Origin of the sequence: Dyadobacter pollutisoli (genome assembly GCF_026625565.1) — a bacterium.
Lineage (GTDB): Bacteria > Bacteroidota > Bacteroidia > Cytophagales > Spirosomataceae > Dyadobacter > Dyadobacter pollutisoli.
In genome coordinates this window covers 6,413,009-6,431,992 of record NZ_CP112998.1, presented here as the reverse complement: position 1 = coordinate 6,431,992, position 18,984 = coordinate 6,413,009, and the positions used below count along the sequence as shown (strand labels likewise).

Genomic DNA, 18,984 nt, shown 5'->3' with positions numbered 1-18,984 from the left:
CTTAACATTGAACGCATTAACTTCCTTAAAATTTTATGCTTTCACTAGTTCCAGGATCGTTATTTCCGGCAAGATACCTACACGTCCTGGGTAGCCCAGATAGCCGAATCCCCTGTTGACATATAAATACTGGTCGTTTTGCTCGTATAACCCTGCCCATTGTTTGTAACGGTATTGTACCGGGCTCCATCTCAATTTACCGATTTCCACACCAAACTGCATTCCGTGCGTATGGCCGGCCAGCGCGAGGTCAATGTCTTTGTATTTCGGCAAAACCTGCGCTTCCCAGTGACTAGGGTCATGTGAAAGCAATATTTTAACCGGATAGTCATCAGTATGTTGATAAGCTTTTTCCAGGTTCCCGTATTTGGCAAAATTACCTGCGCCCCAGTTCTGAATACCGATCAGCCCGATTTCCTCGCCATCCACTTTAATGGCCTTGTGCTCATCCAGCATGAGGTTCCAGCCCAGTCCTTCGTGCGCCTTTTTCAGATCAGCCAGATTCCTGGTTTTCGCATTGACGTCCGCCCATTGAAAATAATCGCCATAGTCATGATTTCCTAAAATAGAATGTACTCCGAGCGGTGCCTTAACTTTATCAAAGATGTTCATGTAATCCCTTACCTCAACCGCCCGGTCATTGACCAGGTCCCCTGTAAAAAATGCAATATCCGGTTTCTCCTTCAGCAACATTTCCACGCCACCTTTCACGGCAGTTTTGTTAAAAAAGCTACCCGAGTGAATGTCCGACAACTGGGCGATTTTCATCCCGTGGAAAGCCCTGGGAAGGTTTTTTAGCGGCACTTTCACGCGTCTGATACGGTAATCGTGTGCTCCCGATAATATCCCAAATGCAAAAGTGCCCATCAGACCGGCTCCTGCCACCACAGCCGTAGTAGCCAGAAACTGCGATCTCGGAATTGTCGGCTCGCCTGTTTCAGGTGAAATGGGTGCCGCAGAAGGGAAAACAAAACTGGTAATCCATTGAAAAAGCCTCCGAACGTCATCCACCAGCAATATTAGCACTGCAAACAATTTCGATAAATAAGGAATAGCGATAAATGCCACGATGAAAGTACGGGTGGTGCTTTTGAAATAATCGGGCGGCAAAAGCTGCATTCCAACATATGCGATAAGCGTTGCGAGCGTTACTCCCCAGTATGCTCCTCCAATCCACCGTTGTGTGAGAGGCGCCAGGTTACGAATAGCTAATCGGAGACCTTGCCAAACGTACCAGTCAATAGCAATGAGAATGAATGTTAAGAATATAAAAAAGAAGGTTCTGTTCATTTTAAACGACAATTATCATATCCACTTCAAACAGCGCTCATGGTTTTCTCGTTCGGTACCGCAAACAGATTATGAAACAATGTACAGCAATGGAGATTTTAATGCTTTTGAAGGCAAATTTTAACAGCTAAACGGTTTTTGGTAAATTTGAAAATATTTAAAATGATGTTTTATGCCAACCTACGATTTTAAAAGATTTCACATACGCTCCATGAATGCGGGTACGGATGAAGAAAGGGCGCAAATCAATCAGGAATTGAAGGATTTGTATGCGTCGCTGCCGGAAGAAGATAAAAAGATATTTAACGAGGAGCTACAACACTTTCTGACCAAAGAAGTAGGCCGTATCAAGTCTGATTATGAATCTGTCAATGGCTTCGGTCAGTCTAACTAGCTGCAAATAAGCAATTTGTTAGTTTAAGCGGGGATCTATCGGGTAATGTGCAATCGAACGATACTCACCTCCCATGTTCCGAAGAATTTCACGCCAGAAATTATCCGGCGGGGTTGTAAACAGAAAATCAGAGTTGGTATTTGAAATGATCCAGGAATCCTGGCTGATCTCGTCGTCCAGCTGCCCGCCGCTCCATCCCGAATAACCTATAAAAAAACGCACATCATCCTGTTTGAGCGTATTCAGGTTCAAAAGGGTTTTTACGCCCGTAAAATCACCGCCCCAGAATACATTCTTCATAATCTCCGACCCGCCGGTGATCAGGTCAGGCCGCCGGTGAATGAAATGTAGCGTGTTTTTTTCAACCGGTCCACCCAAATGCAGGGTAATGTCCTGATAGATCGTATCGTCCAGTACATCTCCCAAAAAAAGATCCGTCATTTGATTGAGGACAAAGCCGAAGCTGCCCTGCTCATTGTGCTCACACATCAGGATAACGCCCCGCTCGAAATTCGGATCGCCAAGAAACGGCTTGGCAATTAACAGGCTCCCTTTTGAAACTTTCATAGCTGATGATGGCATATCCTGACAGATAAGATTAATTCATAAACGAAATATATTTATTTTTCTTCAACAATTTGGTGGCAAAGAACAAAAGGAAATTTGCTTTTAGCTATTTTCCGAATTTAAAACCGGATATTGACGAAAATATAATAAAAATAAGATTATGGCACTTATAAAATCTGTTCGCGGGCATCATCCTTCTTTCGGTGATAGCTGCTGGTTTGCAGAGAACGCAACAATTGTCGGTGATGTGGTAATGGGCGGAAATTGTACAGTTTGGTTTAATGCCGTTATCCGTGGAGATGTTAACAGTATCCGTATAGGTGATTATTCTAATGTGCAGGACGGGGCCGTTATACATTGTACCTACCAGCGTTTTGCCACCACCATTGGAAGCTACGTGTCGGTAGCGCATAATGCCATTGTACACGGCTGTACCATTGAAGATCACGTGCTGATTGGCATGGGGGCGATCGTGATGGATGGCGCGGTAGTTGGAGAGGGATCGATTGTCGCTGCCGGGGCCATTGTGACACAAGGCACTAAAATTCCTCCTGGAACCATATATGCCGGAAACCCTGCAAAATACCTGAAAGACGTTTCACCCGAATTAAACGCAGCCATCGACAGGACAGCTAATAACTACATCACTTACTCGGGTTGGTTTAAGGAAGAGGAACAGGCTTGATCAGCCCATTTCTTTACGGGCGTTCAGATATCCTTTGATTACAGTGAAAGTAGTGATCGCGAGGAAGAAGATAATAATGTACTGAACATAGTCGACGATCCAGGGAAAGCGCTCACCGAAAAGAAAACCACCGCCCGTCAATGCACCGATCCATATTGCCCCACCTACTACATTATTGATCAAAAAGGACGGGAAGCTCATTTTTACCAAGCCCGCCAAAATAGGTGCGAAAGTACGGACTACCGGTAAAAACCTGCTGATAATCAATGTACGGCTTCCGTATTTTTCAAAATATTTACGGGTAGTTTCAATGTGTTTTTTCTTGAAAAAGAGGGAATCAGGCCTGTTTTCAAACATATCTCCAAAATATTTGCCGAAGATATACCCAACCAGCGAGCCCAGAACCGCCGCCGTGAACATGCATAATAGCAGAATGACAATCGGAACGTCCAGGATTCCAGTGCCGCAAAACACTCCTGCCAGAAAAACGAGGTAGTCCCCAGGCAGAAAAAAAGCAAAAAACAGCCCGTTTTCGGCGAAAACAATGAATGTGATAACCAACAATCCTCCCGTGCGGATCAGCTCCTCTGAATTAAGTATGTATTGAAAAAACTCGACAATTGAATTCATACGAAAGCATTAGTAGGATTGAGCTTAACTCAATCCCAAATTATCATTTCTAAAATTATGCATTTTCCGAGAGTTCAAGCCAGCGCATTTCCTTATTGGCCTGACTATCGGTTATTTCTTCGATCTGCTTGGACCATTGTGCAAGTTCGGCGTGCGACCCTCCATTATTCAGATTTTCAACCAGCTGGTTCTTTTTCTTTTCCAAATCCGCTATCTCTGATTCCAGCTGCTCCATTTCCTTTTGCTCCTTAAAGCTTAGCTTCCTCTTTGTAGCAACAACCACAGGCGCAGCTTCTTTCACAGGTTGTGGAGGAGGAGCGAGTACATTCTTGGTACTGCCTCCGGCCTTTTTCTCAACTTCCTGCTCATCCTGATAATCCCTTAGTTCGGTATAATTTCCAGGAAAATCACTGATCTTACCTTCGCCTTCGAAAACAAATATATGCTGTACCAGCCTGTCCAGGAAGTACCTGTCGTGAGACACAATGACCAGACAGCCCGGGAAATTCAGAAGAAATTCTTCCAATACATTTAAGCTGGCAATGTCCAGATCGTTCGTTGGCTCATCGAGGATCAGGAAGTTAGGCTGCTTGATCAGAATTAACAGAAGCTGCAACCTGCGCTTTTCTCCTCCGCTTAGCTTTGATATAAAATCATACTGCTTGGATGGAGAGAATAAAAATGCCTGCAATAAATGACCAACCGTTACAGTTTCCCCTGTTCCCAGCTGTACCACCTCGGCGACATCTTTTACAATATCAATTACTCTTTGATTTTCGTTAAAAACCAGATCTGACTGCCGGTAGTAGCCAAACTGAACCGTTTCTCCTTTCACGATCTGCCCTTTATCAGGAAGCAGCTCGCCGGTGATCATATTCAGCAATGTGGATTTCCCCATACCATTCTGTCCCACAATACCAATCCTGTCCCCGCGGCGGAAGGTGTATTCAAAGTTTTTAATGAGCTGGCGGCCGTCAAATCCCTTGCTGACATTTTCCAGTTCGATGATCTTGCTGCCCAACCGTGAAGTTCGGACATTCAGCTCCATTTGCGTATCGAATTTCTTCTGGCTGGCTTTTTCTTTCAGCTCTTCAAATGCATCAACGCGGTATTTTGCTTTGGTACCACGGGCTTTGGGTTGTCTGCGAATCCAATCCAGCTCCTTCCGCATCAGGTTCCGCGCCTTATCGATACCCGCCGCTTCAATTTCTTCCCTTTCTGCCTTTTTTTCCAGAAAATATGAATAGTTGCCTTTGTAGCTGTAAGCTGAACCAAAAGAAAGTTCCAGCATTTGATTGCAAACTGTGTCCAGGAAATAGCGGTCGTGGGTTACGACTAGCAGCGTAGTATTGGAGGTATTAAGATAATTTTCGAGCCATTCGACAGTATCAAGGTCCAAATGGTTGGTCGGCTCATCCAGGATCAACAAGTCTGGATCTTCCAGCAAGACTTTCGCCATAGCTACCCTTTTACGCTGGCCGCCGGATAATGTCCCAAAGAGGCTGTCAGTATGATGAATGCCCAGCCTTCCGAGGATTTCTTTGGTACGGTATTCAAAATCCCACGCATTGAATTTGTCCATATCCTCCATTACCTCCGCGAGTTCATCGTGGTTGTCGGTTTCAATGGCATGCTCATATCGTTTTACAACCTGAGCGACGGGGTTATTGGAGGAAAAAATTACTTCGAGAACGGGAAGGTTTTCATCAAACGCGGGGCTTTGATCCAGGTACCCTACCCGAATATCCTTACGGATGCTAACCTCGCCTTCGTCCGCCGGAATTTTTCCTGTTAGTATGTTCAAAAACGTGGTTTTTCCAGTGCCGTTAGTACCGATAAGCGCTACTTTGTCTCCCCTGCTTATCCCGAAATTGATATTTTTAAAAAGCCATTGATCACCAAATGACTTTGCTATATTTTCTGCTGAAAGGTAATTCATGATAAATTGTAAAATTCAATATCTGCAAAGTTAGGACAGATATTAAACAACAAAGAAAAAATTCGTTTTCATTGGGTAAATAGGCTAATATTGCCGCTTATATTCAGTTAGATGGTTCCATAGAACACGTTTTTTATCATGTCCAAAAAATTTCTTTACCTAATCCCAGCCGTTTTCATTTGTTTGAATGCCATTGCGCAAGACAGTAATTTTAAGAGTTATACACAAAAAATCGGAGGCAGCCCGCAAGTTTATGACATGGTTGCAATTCCCGGAGGAGAATTTACAATGGGCAGCCCTGCCACAGAGAAGGGACGACGCGCTGACGAAGGCCCTCAGCACAAGGTTAAAATCGAACCTTTCTGGATGGGAAAAACTGAGGTGATATGGGACATTTATGACTTGTACGCCTTCAAAAATATGGAGAAGGAAATGGCAGCACGTCACCCTGATCCTGAAAAAAGCGTTCAAAAAACAGACGCCAGTACTCGCCCAAGTCCTCCTTATGTTGATATGTCATTCGGAATGGGCCGCTCAGGATACCCGGCGATCAATATGACGCAGTATGCAGCGATCCATTTTTGCAAATGGCTTTACGAAAAAACAGGCATTTTTTACAGACTTCCCACCGAAGCTGAATGGGAATATGCTTGCCGCGCAGGATCAAAAACAGCATATTCTTTTGGTGACGAATCTAAAATAGATGAATACGCGTGGTATCGTAAAAACAGTGATGCTGCTTATAAGAAAATCGGTACCAAAAAACCTAATGCATGGGGACTTCACGACATGCACGGAAATGTAATGGAATGGACATTGGACCAATACATTCCTGATTATTATGCCAAACAACCAAAGGGAGAAGCTTACGCACCAGTTACAGAGCTTTATCCGACAGCGGTTCGTGGTGGTTCATGGGACGACGAGCCTGCCGATTTGCGTAGTGCCGCCAGAACTGCTTCCAAGCCGGAATGGAAAATACTTGACCCGCAATTGCCAAAAAGCGAATGGTGGATGACCAGCGCATCCTTTGTTGGGTTCAGAGTGGTAAGACCGCTTAAAACACCTTCTGCTGAGGAAATAAAAGCCTATTACAGCCCAAAATTGATTGAAGATTACTGATCATATTAAACTCTTAATTCTTAAAAAATGGAACAAAATAGACGTAATTTTTTGAAAGCATCAGGCCTGATTGCGGGAGGTGCTATACTGAAACCAATGTCAGGCTACGGCTCCAATAGCGCCGTAGGAGAAACCATTAAAGTGGCCCTTATTGGCTGCGGCGGAAGAGGTACTGGCGCGGCGGCTCAGGCTTTGAGCACTACTCAGAATGTACAGATCGTTGCGATGGCTGACGCTTTCAAAGATCGCCTGGACGATGCTTATAAAAACCTGACTGCTAAGAAATACAAAAACGCCGCTGGTGCGCTGGTAGACACAAAGACGAAAATCGATGTTCCTGATGATCGTAAATTCGTAGGTTTTGATGCATTCAAAAAGGCAATTGCGCTTAAAGATGTTGATGTTGTAATATTGGCAACCCCTCCGGGTTTCCGTCCTTCTCATTTCGAGGAAGCGGTTAAAAACGACAAACATATATTTATGGAAAAACCAGTTGCTACTGATGCTCCTGGTATCCGCAAAGTGTTGGAACTTGCTGAAGAAGCGAAGAAAAAGAAACTGAATGTAGTGGTTGGTTTACAGCGTCACTACCAGGCCAACTATCGTGAGGCTATCAAAAGAATTCACGATGGCGCTATTGGTGATATCGTTGGCGGACAGGTTTACTGGGTTGGAAGCAGCCCTTGGATGAAGGAACGTCAGCCAAGCCAAACCGAAATGGAGTACCAAATGAGAAACTGGTATTACTTCAACTGGCTTTGTGGTGACCACATTTCAGAGCAGCACGTCCACAATATTGATGTTGCCAACTGGGTGAAAAAAGGTTATCCTGTGCAAATTCAAGGAACAGGCGGACGCGAAGTACGTACCGGCAAAGCTTACGGTGAGATCTTTGACCACCACACATTGGATCTGATCTATGCTGACGGAACGGTTATTTCAAGCCAATGCCGCCAGTTTGAAGGGACCTGGAACCGTGTCGATGAAGCTTTCGTAGGAACAAAAGGACGTATCGATAGTTTCGACGGCAAAAAAACTATCCTGAAAGACTATAAAGGCGGTGTGATTTATCAACATGATGACAAAGGTGACAGAAACCCTTATCAGGTAGAACACGACGAACTGTTTGCAGCTATCGCAAAAGGTGAATACAAATTTGCTGACGCTGAAAATGGTGCAAAAAGTACTATGACCGCTATTATGGGTCGTATGGCAACATATTCAGGCAAAATGATTGCCTGGGATGAGGCTTTGAAGTCAGACATCAATCTTTTCCCTGACAAATTAGCTTGGGATGCTTCGCCGAAAATCCTTCCAGGACCAGACGGCCTGTATCCAGTGGCTGTTCCGGGAAAGACACAAGTGATATAATGATTTAGGTTGTAAACAAAAAATGGCTCATACTGAGCCATTTTTTGTTTACGAGAATAGCATTCCTTAAAGGGAATTTATATATTCGGTAACAGAATTTGCATAACGAAATATATTGTGGAACGAACTATCTAGTTAGTGAAACTAAGTTTACGAAACGCTGCACTTCTTCTCCTGGCTGGTATGCTTTTACTGGCCACAGGTTCGTTTTTAAACTCCACCAGAACCCAGCTGAGCAATCCCATCATATTAAGCGGGCTGGTCATAGAATTCCTGGGAACAATTTGGCTTGTCCTCAGTCTGAACCAAAGGCGTAAGAAGCACAAGTTTTAAACGCGGCTTGACTTATTGCGTAGATAGAAATCAGCCAGTACCAATGCTGCCATTGCCTCCACAATAGGCACCGCACGTGGAACCACGCAGGGGTCATGCCTTCCCTTGCCTTGCACAATCGCCACATCGCCATGCTGATCAATGCTCTCCTGATCCTGCATAATGGTCGCCACCGGTTTGAATGCTACTTTGAAATAAATATCTTCTCCATTGGAAATCCCACCCTGTATTCCACCTGAATGGTTGGTACGGGTATGTACCTTTTCGTTGTCGTCAATATAAAACGCATCATTGTGCTGCGATCCCAGCAATGTCACCCCCTCAAACCCACTTCCGTATTCAAAGCCTTTTACGGCATTGATGCTTAGCATTGCTTTCCCAAGCTCCGCATGCAGCTTGTCAAAGACCGGTTCACCCCAGCCAGCCGGTGTACCTTTAATCACACAATTCACGACACCACCAACGGAATCTCCCAATTTCCGCACACTGTCAATGTAGTCGAACATTTGTTGCGCCATAACCGGATCCGGGCAGCGTACAGCGTTATTTTCGGTTTCTGTTAAATCCAGTTCATCATAGGACTTTTCGAGCTTCATAGCTCCTACCTGCGACACATATGCCTGGACGTTAACACCGAGCTCCGCAAGAAGTAGCTTCGCCAATGCCCCTGCTGCAACTCTGGCTGCCGTTTCGCGCGCCGAACTTCTGCCACCACCGCGGTAATCCCTTACACCATACTTTACCTGGTACGTATAATCCGCATGTGACGGCCTGAATTGTGCTGCAATGTGAGAATAATCCTTACTGCGCTGATCTTCGTTTCGAATGATCAATGCGATGGGTGTACCGGTTGTTTTACCTTCAAATACCCCCGACAGTACCTCAAATTCGTCTGCCTCTTTTCGCTGCGTCGTAATCCGCGATTGCCCTGGTTTTCGCCGGGTCAATTCACTTTGAATAAAATCTGTGTCAAATGTCACGCCGGCCGGACAGCCTTCGATCACTACCCCAATCCCCACGCCATGGGACTCCCCAAACGTCGCGATCTTGAAAATTTTTCCGTATGTACTTCCCATTAAATGTTACTTTCTGAATACCCAAATCATTGTGATCAGTAAAATGACTACAATAGCATTGGTTGCGTCCTTTAAGATTTGTTTATAATTAATGCTTTCATTGCTGCTGTCAAGGCTTTCCAAATTGTCGTACAAACCCGCTGAGCCGCTTAATGACAGATTTGCGAGTCGATAATCCTCTCCCTTTACTTCAAGGGTCCTGGACGATCGCAGCGTATCATATTTCTGTTTGGTCGAATCAAAATAAATCCATTGAAAATACCGCGCGAGGGCAAATGTGCCATCCTTTCTTGGCACAACAAAGTAATCAAAAGTTTTCTCCCCGATCACACCTTGATAACTTCTTTTAATTACCTGGCTCTTTTCAGGTGGATAAATATCGAAAGAAGAACTTGCCTGTGTGACAGGGTCGGGAATAGCCGCAATGTTTCCGACACCTTCCACTTTAAACATATACCGGATACTTTCTCCGGGATAGACCAGCTTGCTGGACAGATTTTCCTTTAAACTGTATTGGCCGACCGCTACCTGATCTCTTAGCGGATGGTCGGGAAGCTGCCTTACCGATATCTTTGTAGGCCGCGACATAAAAGCCCTGACGACTTTCCTGTCTACATTTACCGCCCCATTATTATCCGTTACCAGCATGTTCAGTGTAATCGACGGAAATACAATATCCTCCGAGGTTATCGGGAAAAGTCGGGCCTGATACATGTTGTATTCCGTGTATTTCCTTTTCCGTATCGTTACTCTCCGTTTTACTATTTCTTCAATGCCAACATTCTCCTCCCAGCAATTGACAGGTCTCAGTTTCTTCAAAATAGATTGAAGCTGTTCATTAAACCTATAAAATTCCATCTCTACCGGGGCATTTTCTGCGATATAGAGAGATATTCTTAATGCAAAGCCCTGTCGGATGTATACATCTTTTTTATCGGTCTGCACGGAAAGAAAGATATCCCGATCATTATCTCCAAGATCCTGTTCCAATATCGAATTGCCAGCTGGCTCGGCATTGGTTTCAGCTGCAATCGCACCCTGAGAAAACACGGCCATTGTTTCTTCCGAGCGCAGCTTTACCCCATTAATAATCATTGTAAACTCCGGGATCAGATAATTCCCGGGCTTAACTGCGTAGTATTCTTGTGTGATAGTTTGTATAACGACCTTTTTCCCATCAACGGTACTGATCGAACTGGTAGCGGATTTACTCCGCTTCTCCAAGTCTTTAATTTCCGGAAAAATGACAGCGGGCCTTGTCTCAGCATCCCGGAGCACAACTGAAATCAGCAAGGGTTGATCCAATGAAAGGTTTTTAGAGCCAAATTCAATGGTTGCGGCATCATTTATCACTTGTGCACAAAGTGTACCAGAAAAACACAAAAAAATATTTAATAACGCATATAATTTCATGAATTATTTTCGTTAACTTTATTAGGAATTGCTGTAACCTTACGCTTCTGCTGATTCCCATCCCATATTTTACACGTCCCTAAACCACAAAACTACATAATACTATGGCCTCGATGCTTGAATACATCAAAATTATTCTGCAAAAAGTTAGCTTCGACCGCAGATTGTTTGAAAAAGAATTGAGAAAAGCGATACGTATGTTGATGCCAGCTGAGGTAAAACGTTTAAGACAGTGGTGCTATGATCATTATGCTACTGTTCACTTACCAGTCTTGAATACTTGTTTTGCACGTTTGTCTTCCCTAGGCTAAAGATATTTCCATTTTTATTTATAAATAGAATAGCCGCCCGGATTTTCCAGGCGGCTATTCTATTTATAAGCAAGTATCCCTATTTCTTCTTAGGTGCAGCAGGAGCAGCTTTTGTCGCAGGTTGTGCGGCTGGTGCCACAGCAATTCCCAATGCTTCCTTAGCAGACGCATTGTCCGGATCTATTTTTAACAATTTTTCCCAATACTCCTTCGCCTTAGCCTGGTCTTTCAATGTAGTCTGGTTGTAATACGCCAGGTAGCCGTAAGCCAATTTCAGATAAGACTTGTACTTAGAAGGATCTGGATCCTTCTCGGCAAGCTCTGTCAGCTTCTGGTAGTATGGAGCAGAAATACCTTTATCAATGTTTTCCTGTCTGTCGTAAGCATTGTAGAGTGTACTAGCTCTCCAATAGTAACCATAAGGCCAATCTGGCAGCTTTTGTGTTACCGTCGCGAAAATAGAATCCGCTCTCAGGAACAATTCCTTTCTGATAGCCGCAATCTTCGCGCTGTCAGCATAATTAGAATCGCTTGCTATTGGCAACGCATAACTTGTAGCAGTTTGAAAGTTGGCCAACCCCTGGTAGTAGTAGTCGTTAGCTGTTGCTTTGGCAGTATCCAAAGCGATACCTTTTGCGAACGCAGCAGCTGCATTAGGATAGTCCTTCGCTGTGTAGTACAATGTCGCTACTTCTTTATAAGTCGTAGCAGCCTCAGCTTTGCTAGTATCCAAATCAGCACCTTTCAACATGTATAGGACACCTGTTGAATCATAACCTTTACCGTTGGTCGCTTTCTGATTATATGCACGGCCAAGATATTTGTAGTCATCACCAATTACTTTGTCCGGCGCAACCTTCATGAACTCATTCAGATTTTCAATCGCTTTGTCAGGTTCATTGGTTTTGAAATAAGACCATCCATACATACGCAATGTGATCGGATTATTGATCTTACCTTTTATTTCCTCCAAAAGTTTTAGCGACTTAGCATAGTCGTCAGCAGTAAATGCAAACTGGGCAGCGCGTAACTTCATTTCAGGATCCGTAGTACCACTTTTCTGAATGTAAAGGTCAAAGTTCTCAGCAGCTTGCTTGTATTTCTGAGCGAAGAAGTACAATTCAGCCAGATCTTTATATGCAGGAGCAAAGTTAGCGTCTGCTTCGATTGCCTTTTTGTAGTTTTCAAGAGCCAGGTTATAGTTTTTACCTCTCAGGAAAATCTGACCAATTGCATTATAGGCCACCGGGTAATTTGGTTTTGCAGTCAATGCATACTCATAAGCAGTAGCAGCATTACCACCTTCGTTACGTAGCATTAATGCGTCGCCCTTTGCGATATAAGCATCTGCCAGGTTTTTGTCCCTTTTAATAGCTGCGTCCAAAAGGCGGATCGCCTCAGCAGGATCATTTTGCTTTTCGAAAAGCGTATATGCCTCTCCCATTCTGAACAAAACTTCTGCATCTTTACCCTTTTTCTTCTCGGCAGTTTCAAACAGTTCTTTTGCTTTTGCACGATCGCCTTTTGCAAGCGCGATAGTACCCAAACCTACCTGATTCAAATACGATTTTTCGTCAAGCTGAATACCTTTTTCAAAAGCTTTTTGAGCTTCATCCAACTGATTGGTTTTTATATAGTAATAACCAAGGTAATACTGGTTATCGGCAGAAGGAGTACTTTCTGCAAGTTTCTTGAATAATTCACCTGCTTCATTGTAACGTTCTCCATGGATCAATGCAAGCCCGTCCTGCGTCGTTTGTGCGTGTAAGTTAACAAACGCTAATAAACCAAATACCAGTGCTACTAATTTCATTCTCATGTTTCTGTTCATTTTTTACCCGGTTAAAATAATGATAAAAAATTTGGCTTTTCAATAACAAGTCCCAAATCTATTAAATTGTTTACGTTCACTAAAAGTTTTTCCCGGTGGTTATTTCCAGTTCTCTCGGGTAAGGCACCGTTGGTAGCAATCCCATTTTCTGAATAATCAATCCGCCTACATCCCGTGCGATATACGTCATTAACCCTCCGCCCAGTCCGGAATATCCTTCCCGGCTAATAATGTAAAGATCCCTGAACAAAGGATATCTTTTAAATTCCAGCCCTCCTTGAAACGGCTGAATGTACTCTGACAATGAATCCGGGTTCGCATTTTTTGCGACACCCATTACAAAAATACCCTTTGAAAGCTCTTCTGATGCAAGTGAATGCCCGTCGCTGATCCAATTAACCCCGATAAATCCGAGATGCAATGGATTTGCCCTGACATCATCAATCACTTTCTCATTGGAGCCCGATGAAATAATACGCAAACGTTGAATATCCTTTATCTCAAATTTCTTCAGTATAAAGTTCAGATTACTTGCATTTGCATTATCAAAAACCAGCGTAATAAGCCCTTTCTGGTTACCTCCCTTCAACTGTGACCAGTCGGTGATCTTACCTTCCAGGATACCTTTGATTTCAGGCATTGTAATCAGGCTGTCGGTATTGGATTTGCTTACTACCAACGCCAGGCCGTCCGTCGCGATATGCTGAAACTTTTGAGTCCCTTTTTGCTGCTTAATGATGTCCTGCTCCTTCTGATTTAATTGCCGGGTTGCAAAAATAATCCTGGCACTGTCCTGAAGAAGCTGACGGATTGCCTCTTGCTCCGGCTTGTAGTCGATTTGAAAATGCGTATTAGGATAAATTCCTTCGTATGCATTCGTCAGCGCATTTACCAGCGGTTTAAAAGACTCATCAGATGCAATTGTAATACTGCCTTGTCTTGGATTATCCAGTTCACCGTTTGAAGATTTGCATCCCATTAAGTTGAATACCCCCAGTGATGCAGCAAATAATAATCCGGCTAACCTAAATTTCATGACTCATCCTGATTTCTTCTTTTCCAAACTCTATAGCCTCGGTAAGCCCCATACAAAATAAGTGTGCCAGCAAAGGCATATCTGGGCAAACTGCCAATAGGTAACAATTTAAAAGACAAGGAGGAGAGGATCAAAAAGACCCCTCCTCCTATGTATGTCAGAGCCATTAACACAGAGGTTAGATCACCGATCTTCTCATGCAATGGTTTTTCCCTCATGAGTTACTCCAGTTGGAAATTGATTGGCAGGTTGTATTTAACACGAACCGCACGTCCTGATTGCTTTCCTGGTTTCCACTTAGGCATTGCTTTCACAACACGCATCGCTTCTTCATCGCAACCAAAACCCAATCCCTTTAAAACAGCCACATCCTGGATACTACCGTCAACGTTTACAACGAATGACATGAAAACCCTTCCTGATACGTTGGCTCGGGACGCTGCACTTGGATACTTGATATTTTTACCTAAGTATTTGTACATCTCCGCAGTACCTCCCGGGAATTCCGGCTGTTGCTCAACGACTGTAAAAATCTTCTCCGGTTCCGGAGCCGCTTCTACTACTGTACCTTTGCTAGGCGCCGCTACAGCTTCGGGGGCAACGATGATCTCATTCGCATTTGGATCACCTTCAACTGTTTTATCCGCAACAACAGCTTCTTTAATTTCTTCTACTGTTGGTGGTGGTACCTCTTCTGGAACCTCTTCATCTTTTTTAACCTCGGGCGGTAAGAACTTCACCGTGTTCACCTTAGGTTGTTCTACCGGAGGCGGTGGTGGCGGTGGTGGTTCTGCCGGGTCAATTGGCGGCGGTGGTATTTTCATTAGATCCACCTCAACCATTGCAGCTTCTTCCTCTTTCCCTGCCGTCAATTTATTAATAATTGACGGTGTAAACATTGCGAGAATAAAGAGAGCAGCACCGATTAAAGTAGCCTTCGTCACATCTGCACGATATCCCTGACGAAGTGAAAATGCTCCGTACGCCTTATTACGATCCGCAAACACTATATCATCCAGTGTTGCATTCGGGCCTATTTCTGCCATGGCGCTTTGAAATTAGATTTGATTAAAAATTAATTTTTAACTTCGACTTTGTCCCCCAAGAGCTTCTTTTCTGCGTCAGTAAGAGTCTCCACGAGTGCATATCGTTTTGATTTTGTAATCGCCATTTCATCCAATACGTCCACCATGTTCTTATAGGTAGACACTGCTGTTGGCTTAATTACGACCACAAAAGGTTCGTTTCCTTTTTCATCCTTTGGATTCGCTGCATTGATTCTTTTGGCAGAAGCAAAAATTACACTTCTCAAATCAAACCCGTAGCGGGTTGTTTTCAAAGATGCCTCTGCTTTGTCATCATCAGCCGCTACCCCATCCAGATAATACACCTCATCATTTGCACCCATAAACAAGGTCAAAACTTTGGATGCTTTCAACGGTTCTGTTTTTTCCTGATCTTCCTCATCAGTTTTATCAGGCACAGCCAACGTCATGGATGTTGGCTTTGACATGGTTGTCGCAAGCATAAAAAAGGTAATGAGCAAAAAGCCTAAGTCCACCATGGGAGTCATATCCACACGGGTAGACATCTTCTTGGCCCGAACCTTACCGTCGCCTTTGCCATGCCCACCACCCGATTCTTCAATTGCTGCCATTTTTTCTCTTTAATTAAATGATATCTTACTAAATGTTACTAATCATTTGTATAGCCGGCAGGGGCTTGCTCACTTCCTGTGATCAGGTTGAACTTGTTAATGTTCTGCGACTGCAAATTAGCCAGTACATCCTTAAATACAGGGAACTTCGAAAGGTTGTCTCCTTTTAAAGCAATCCGTAACTGGTTGTTGGCCTTACGTGCTGCATAAACCCAGTCAGCTAATTCGCTGGCTCCCGTTGAATCTACAGGGATACCAGGTTGCTTAACCTGTGGCATTTGTTCCTTTGGCATATTCAACCAGGGTTTCAACTGATTCAAAGGAAATCCAAAACTGCTTTGCAACGCGAATTTTGCTTTTTCAGTGTCAGTGAACGTAATCCCTTTAGCTTGCCCAATGTTTTCAAGCATTGCTGCTCTAACTGGTTTTGCATCCACTCCAAAGAATACCTTGCCCGCTTTGTCTATACTAATGATCATAATATCATCATCAGGAACCTTGATCTGCGAAATAGAAGACGGAGTTGTAATCTCCGCATCATTCGACTTGAACGTGGCCGTCATGATAAAGAACGTCAGTAGTAAGAACGCTACGTCAGTCATCGCTGTCATATCCGTATGCGGCGCGTGCTTCTTAGGTCTTACCTTTCCCATAGCAAATATATAAGTTTTTTTTATATTAACGAAACTTTCATATTAATAGTTTAAAAAACTATTAATAATGCGCAGCAAAGTTTGACTGGAGGCTCATGCCAATTTCGTCAATGCTGTAAGTAAGATCGTCAACACGGCTGTTCAGGTAAGCGTATGAGATAGTCGCGATAGCCGAAGTACCGATACCAAGAGCTGTATTGATAAGGGCCTCAGAGATACCAGTCGCAAGAGCAGCAGAGTCAGGAGAACCTGATGTACCAAGTGCCGCGAACGCTTTGATCATACCGATTACCGTTCCAAGAAGTGCCAAAAGAGTAGATGCACCCGCAAGTGTAGCGATGATGGTAAGGTTTTTCTGAAGCATTGGAAGTTCAAGCGTAGTAGCTTCTTCGATTTCCTTCTGAAGAGCCGCCAGTTTTTGTTCTTTGTCAAGAGCAGTTTCTGTAGTCAACTGCTTATATTTCAAAAGGCCTGCTTTTACTACATTACCAACAGATCCTTTTTGTCTATCACATTCTTTGATAGCTTCTTCGATTTGATTTTTGTCAAGAAGGGTTCTCAACTTGCGTACAAACGCATCAATGCTGCCTGAACCTGAGGCTTTGTTCAAAGTAATCAGACGCTCGATTGTAAATGTTAACACGATCAGGAAACAAGTCATCAAAATTGGTACGATAGGACCTCCTTTGTAAACGATTCCGTAGTAATCACCATCGATTGGGCCTTTTGCGTGATCGCCATCTTTAAAGTGTTCCGGAGCTCCCAGAACGAAAATGTAAACACATAATGCAATCGCAAATAGTAGAGGGATTACCAATGCCGGGTTCAAACCGCCTTTGCCTTTTGTTGCTGCCGCAGCAGGCTTTGGAGCTGGTGCCGGACTTGTAGCTTTCTTTTCCATCAGACTTACTTTTAAAGGTTAAATTGAGATTTTGGTTGTGAATTAAATAAAACTTTTGGTTAAAACTGGTTTTGGTAAAATAAAATTTCGATTGCTTTTTAATTTATCGACTTCTACAAAAGTATGAGTTTTCCTTTTAAAAAAAAGCAAGCATTTCCTCAGTTTTTTTCTCTGATTTTTTGCCTGAACAATTACAAATTGCATATTTTAAAGAAACCTATCCCACCTATTTTCTTACAAAATCTGGGTTTAATGCTCATTAGTAAGCGAATATGCATCTTATACAAGGTTATATATAATTGTACTCTTTATGCGATTCCCTGTCAACATGTTTTTTAAACCCGATAATTGTATTTCAAAATATTTCAAGATTACCTTAGAAAAGCAAATTTTATTTTTCTCCTACTATGTGTCTAAACAACAATTTTAAATTTCGGGTAAGCAAAATTTACATCGCCGCCCATAATTTGACAAAATCGCTTCCTCAAAGTTTGTTACCAGCAGGAGAAATCTGGTACCCCACCTACAATTTACCGCCCCGCCTGAAAACAGAATCGCAAAAATCAGGTAATTTTGAATTTCATTTACACCCAGGAGCTAACTTAACAAATTCTTAATACCATGAAAATCGATCATGACTCCCTCAAAAAAATCGCCCATCTAGCCCGGCTGGAGATCAAACCGGAAGAAGAGGCGGCCCTGTTGAAGAGCATGGACTCGGTGCTGACCTGGATGGACCAGTTGAATGAAATCGATACGGAAGGAGTTGAGCCACTCACCCACATTATGGACGAAGTGAACAACTGGCGAGAAGATGTAGCGGTGAATAATCTCGACAGAAAAGACGCGTTACACAACGCTCCGTCGAAAAACGACTCCTATATAATGGTACCTAAGGTAATTGAGTAAGTCTGGGACAAACTGTCTGGGACACATTGTCCCATGGTTCATCAAACTATTTCAAAACTGTCGGAATCGGAAAGTGCCGGGAAGCTTTGACGGTATTGATCAAGTTCTGTTTTTGAGAACCGGACGATTTTTTCTGTTTCGATGCTGCCCAGCATAGTCGCGGGTTCGCCAAGATAATCCAGCGCAACCGAATCGCCATGATAACTCAACCCATTCCCGTCCATTCCTACCCTGTTCACGCCTACCAGGTAACTTTGATTTTCGATGGCCCGGGCCATTAGCAATGTCTTCCAGGCATGGGCGCGCCGCGAAGGCCAGTTCGCCACATATATAAGAAGATCGTAGGGATCAGAGGCTGTGTTCCGGCTCCATACGGGGAACCGCAGATCATAGCAGATCAAAGGGCAAATTTTCCAGCCTTTCCATATACAGATCAACCTGGATTCTCCCGCTGTGTACGTCAGATGCTCCTCACCCATTGTAAAAAGATGCCGCTTGTCGTAAGATGCGCAGGTACCGTCCGGTTTGACGCAGAGCAGCCGGTTGTAAAATCTTCTACCTTCCTTCACTGTGAAACTGCCAATGAGTAATGACGACGTTTGAGCCGCCATTTGTTTCATCCATTTGGTAGTAGTAAGATTCATTGGCTCAGCCACCGAAATGTTCATCGTGAAACCGGTGTTGAACATTTCAGGCAACACGATCACGTCGACTTCCTCTGGTAAAGCTGCTATTTTTTCTTCGAGGGAGGACAGATTGGCCGTTGTGTCTTCCCAATAAAGATCAGTCTGGATCAATGCCAGTGATAATGTTTCTAAGTGACCTTCCGGCATGCTGAAGAATAGATTATTTTGTACCCTTATATA

General features: G+C 43.6%; 18 protein-coding genes and 3 pseudogenes. 6 read left to right on the top strand and 15 right to left on the bottom strand.

The features are described 5' to 3' along the window. Positions 1-33: 33 nt before the first annotated feature. Positions 34-1,290 (bottom strand): metallophosphoesterase, encoded by a 1,257-nt coding sequence (locus ON006_RS26630; protein WP_244821227.1) that lies wholly within the window; start codon positions 1,288-1,290, stop codon positions 34-36. A 172-nt stretch (positions 1,291-1,462) separates the two neighbouring features. Between ON006_RS26630 and ON006_RS26625 the strand changes: the two genes are divergently transcribed. Next, positions 1,463-1,684 (top strand): hypothetical protein, encoded by a 222-nt coding sequence (locus tag ON006_RS26625; protein WP_244821226.1) that lies wholly within the window; start codon positions 1,463-1,465, stop codon positions 1,682-1,684. Positions 1,685-1,702: 18 nt separating this feature from the next. Here ON006_RS26625 and ON006_RS26620 read toward each other — a convergent pair whose 3' ends face one another. Beyond that, positions 1,703-2,266: a YqgE/AlgH family protein gene (locus ON006_RS26620; protein WP_244821225.1), complete on the bottom strand. Its 564-nt coding sequence runs from the start codon at positions 2,264-2,266 to the stop codon at positions 1,703-1,705. A gap of 145 nt (positions 2,267-2,411) precedes the next feature. Here ON006_RS26620 and ON006_RS26615 point away from each other — a divergent pair, with 145 nt between their 5' ends. Further along, positions 2,412-2,936, top strand: coding sequence for a gamma carbonic anhydrase family protein (locus ON006_RS26615; protein WP_244821224.1), 525 nt, complete (start codon positions 2,412-2,414; stop codon positions 2,934-2,936). Here the strand turns inward: ON006_RS26615 and ON006_RS26610 are convergent, their stop codons facing one another. The 4 genes and pseudogenes from ON006_RS26610 to ON006_RS32450 form a co-directional block, all read right to left on the bottom strand. Continuing rightward, on the bottom strand, positions 2,937-3,566 hold the full coding sequence (locus ON006_RS26610; protein ID WP_244821223.1) for a DedA family protein: 630 nt from the start codon (positions 3,564-3,566) through the stop codon (positions 2,937-2,939). Between the two features lie 55 nt (positions 3,567-3,621). Continuing rightward, positions 3,622-3,816, bottom strand: a pseudogene (locus tag ON006_RS32460) (ABC transporter C-terminal domain-containing protein); the annotation flags it as partial. A 363-nt stretch (positions 3,817-4,179) separates the two neighbouring features. Further along, positions 4,180-4,497 (bottom strand): annotated as a pseudogene (locus ON006_RS32455) (ATP-binding cassette domain-containing protein); the annotation flags it as partial. Positions 4,498-4,686: 189 nt separating this feature from the next. Continuing rightward, a pseudogene (locus tag ON006_RS32450) lies at positions 4,687-5,505 on the bottom strand (ABC-F family ATP-binding cassette domain-containing protein); the annotation flags it as partial. A gap of 138 nt (positions 5,506-5,643) precedes the next feature. On the opposite strand from ON006_RS32450, the gene ON006_RS26600 reads away from it, so the two are divergent. After that, the gene (locus ON006_RS26600; protein WP_244821221.1) at positions 5,644-6,627 is read left to right on the top strand and encodes a formylglycine-generating enzyme family protein; all 984 of its coding nucleotides are present in this window, start codon (positions 5,644-5,646) and stop codon (positions 6,625-6,627) included. 27 nt (positions 6,628-6,654) lie between these two features. After that, positions 6,655-7,998 (top strand): Gfo/Idh/MocA family protein, encoded by a 1,344-nt coding sequence (locus ON006_RS26595; protein WP_244821220.1) that lies wholly within the window; start codon positions 6,655-6,657, stop codon positions 7,996-7,998. A 329-nt stretch (positions 7,999-8,327) separates the two neighbouring features. Here ON006_RS26595 and aroC read toward each other — a convergent pair whose 3' ends face one another. Then, entirely contained in the window at positions 8,328-9,407 is a 1,080-nt protein-coding gene (gene aroC, locus ON006_RS26590) for a chorismate synthase (RefSeq protein WP_244821219.1), read from the bottom strand. 6 nt (positions 9,408-9,413) lie between these two features. Beyond that, complete coding sequence (locus tag ON006_RS26585) at positions 9,414-10,712, bottom strand: BatD family protein (protein ID WP_244821218.1); 1,299 nt, start codon at positions 10,710-10,712, stop codon at positions 9,414-9,416. Between the two features lie 212 nt (positions 10,713-10,924). Between ON006_RS26585 and ON006_RS26580 the strand changes: the two genes are divergently transcribed. Continuing rightward, positions 10,925-11,131 carry a hypothetical protein gene (locus ON006_RS26580; RefSeq protein ID WP_244821217.1) on the top strand — a complete coding sequence of 69 codons (207 nt, stop codon included), beginning with the start codon at positions 10,925-10,927 and terminating at the stop codon, positions 11,129-11,131. A gap of 79 nt (positions 11,132-11,210) precedes the next feature. Here ON006_RS26580 and ON006_RS26575 read toward each other — a convergent pair whose 3' ends face one another. From ON006_RS26575 to ON006_RS26550, 6 genes are all read right to left on the bottom strand, one after another. Further along, positions 11,211-12,962, bottom strand: a complete 1,752-nt coding sequence (locus tag ON006_RS26575) for a tetratricopeptide repeat protein (protein WP_244821216.1) — start codon at positions 12,960-12,962, stop codon at positions 11,211-11,213. A gap of 79 nt (positions 12,963-13,041) precedes the next feature. Next, positions 13,042-13,998 (bottom strand): substrate-binding domain-containing protein, encoded by a 957-nt coding sequence (locus ON006_RS26570; protein ID WP_244821215.1) that lies wholly within the window; start codon positions 13,996-13,998, stop codon positions 13,042-13,044. A 221-nt stretch (positions 13,999-14,219) separates the two neighbouring features. After that, the gene (locus ON006_RS26565; protein ID WP_244821214.1) at positions 14,220-15,044 is read right to left on the bottom strand and encodes an energy transducer TonB; all 825 of its coding nucleotides are present in this window, start codon (positions 15,042-15,044) and stop codon (positions 14,220-14,222) included. Between the two features lie 29 nt (positions 15,045-15,073). Continuing rightward, positions 15,074-15,655 (bottom strand): ExbD/TolR family protein, encoded by a 582-nt coding sequence (locus tag ON006_RS26560; RefSeq protein WP_244821213.1) that lies wholly within the window; start codon positions 15,653-15,655, stop codon positions 15,074-15,076. Between the two features lie 38 nt (positions 15,656-15,693). Beyond that, entirely contained in the window at positions 15,694-16,308 is a 615-nt protein-coding gene (locus tag ON006_RS26555; protein ID WP_244821212.1) for an ExbD/TolR family protein, read from the bottom strand. 61 nt (positions 16,309-16,369) lie between these two features. Next, complete coding sequence (locus ON006_RS26550; protein ID WP_244821211.1) at positions 16,370-17,209, bottom strand: MotA/TolQ/ExbB proton channel family protein; 840 nt, start codon at positions 17,207-17,209, stop codon at positions 16,370-16,372. A gap of 621 nt (positions 17,210-17,830) precedes the next feature. On the opposite strand from ON006_RS26550, the gene gatC reads away from it, so the two are divergent. Continuing rightward, positions 17,831-18,118, top strand: a complete 288-nt coding sequence (gatC, locus tag ON006_RS26545) for an Asp-tRNA(Asn)/Glu-tRNA(Gln) amidotransferase subunit GatC (RefSeq protein ID WP_244821210.1) — start codon at positions 17,831-17,833, stop codon at positions 18,116-18,118. 41 nt (positions 18,119-18,159) lie between these two features. Here the strand turns inward: gatC and ON006_RS26540 are convergent, their stop codons facing one another. Beyond that, positions 18,160-18,951 carry an amidohydrolase gene (locus tag ON006_RS26540; protein WP_244821209.1) on the bottom strand — a complete coding sequence of 264 codons (792 nt, stop codon included), beginning with the start codon at positions 18,949-18,951 and terminating at the stop codon, positions 18,160-18,162. Between the last annotated feature and the right edge of the window lie 33 nt (positions 18,952-18,984).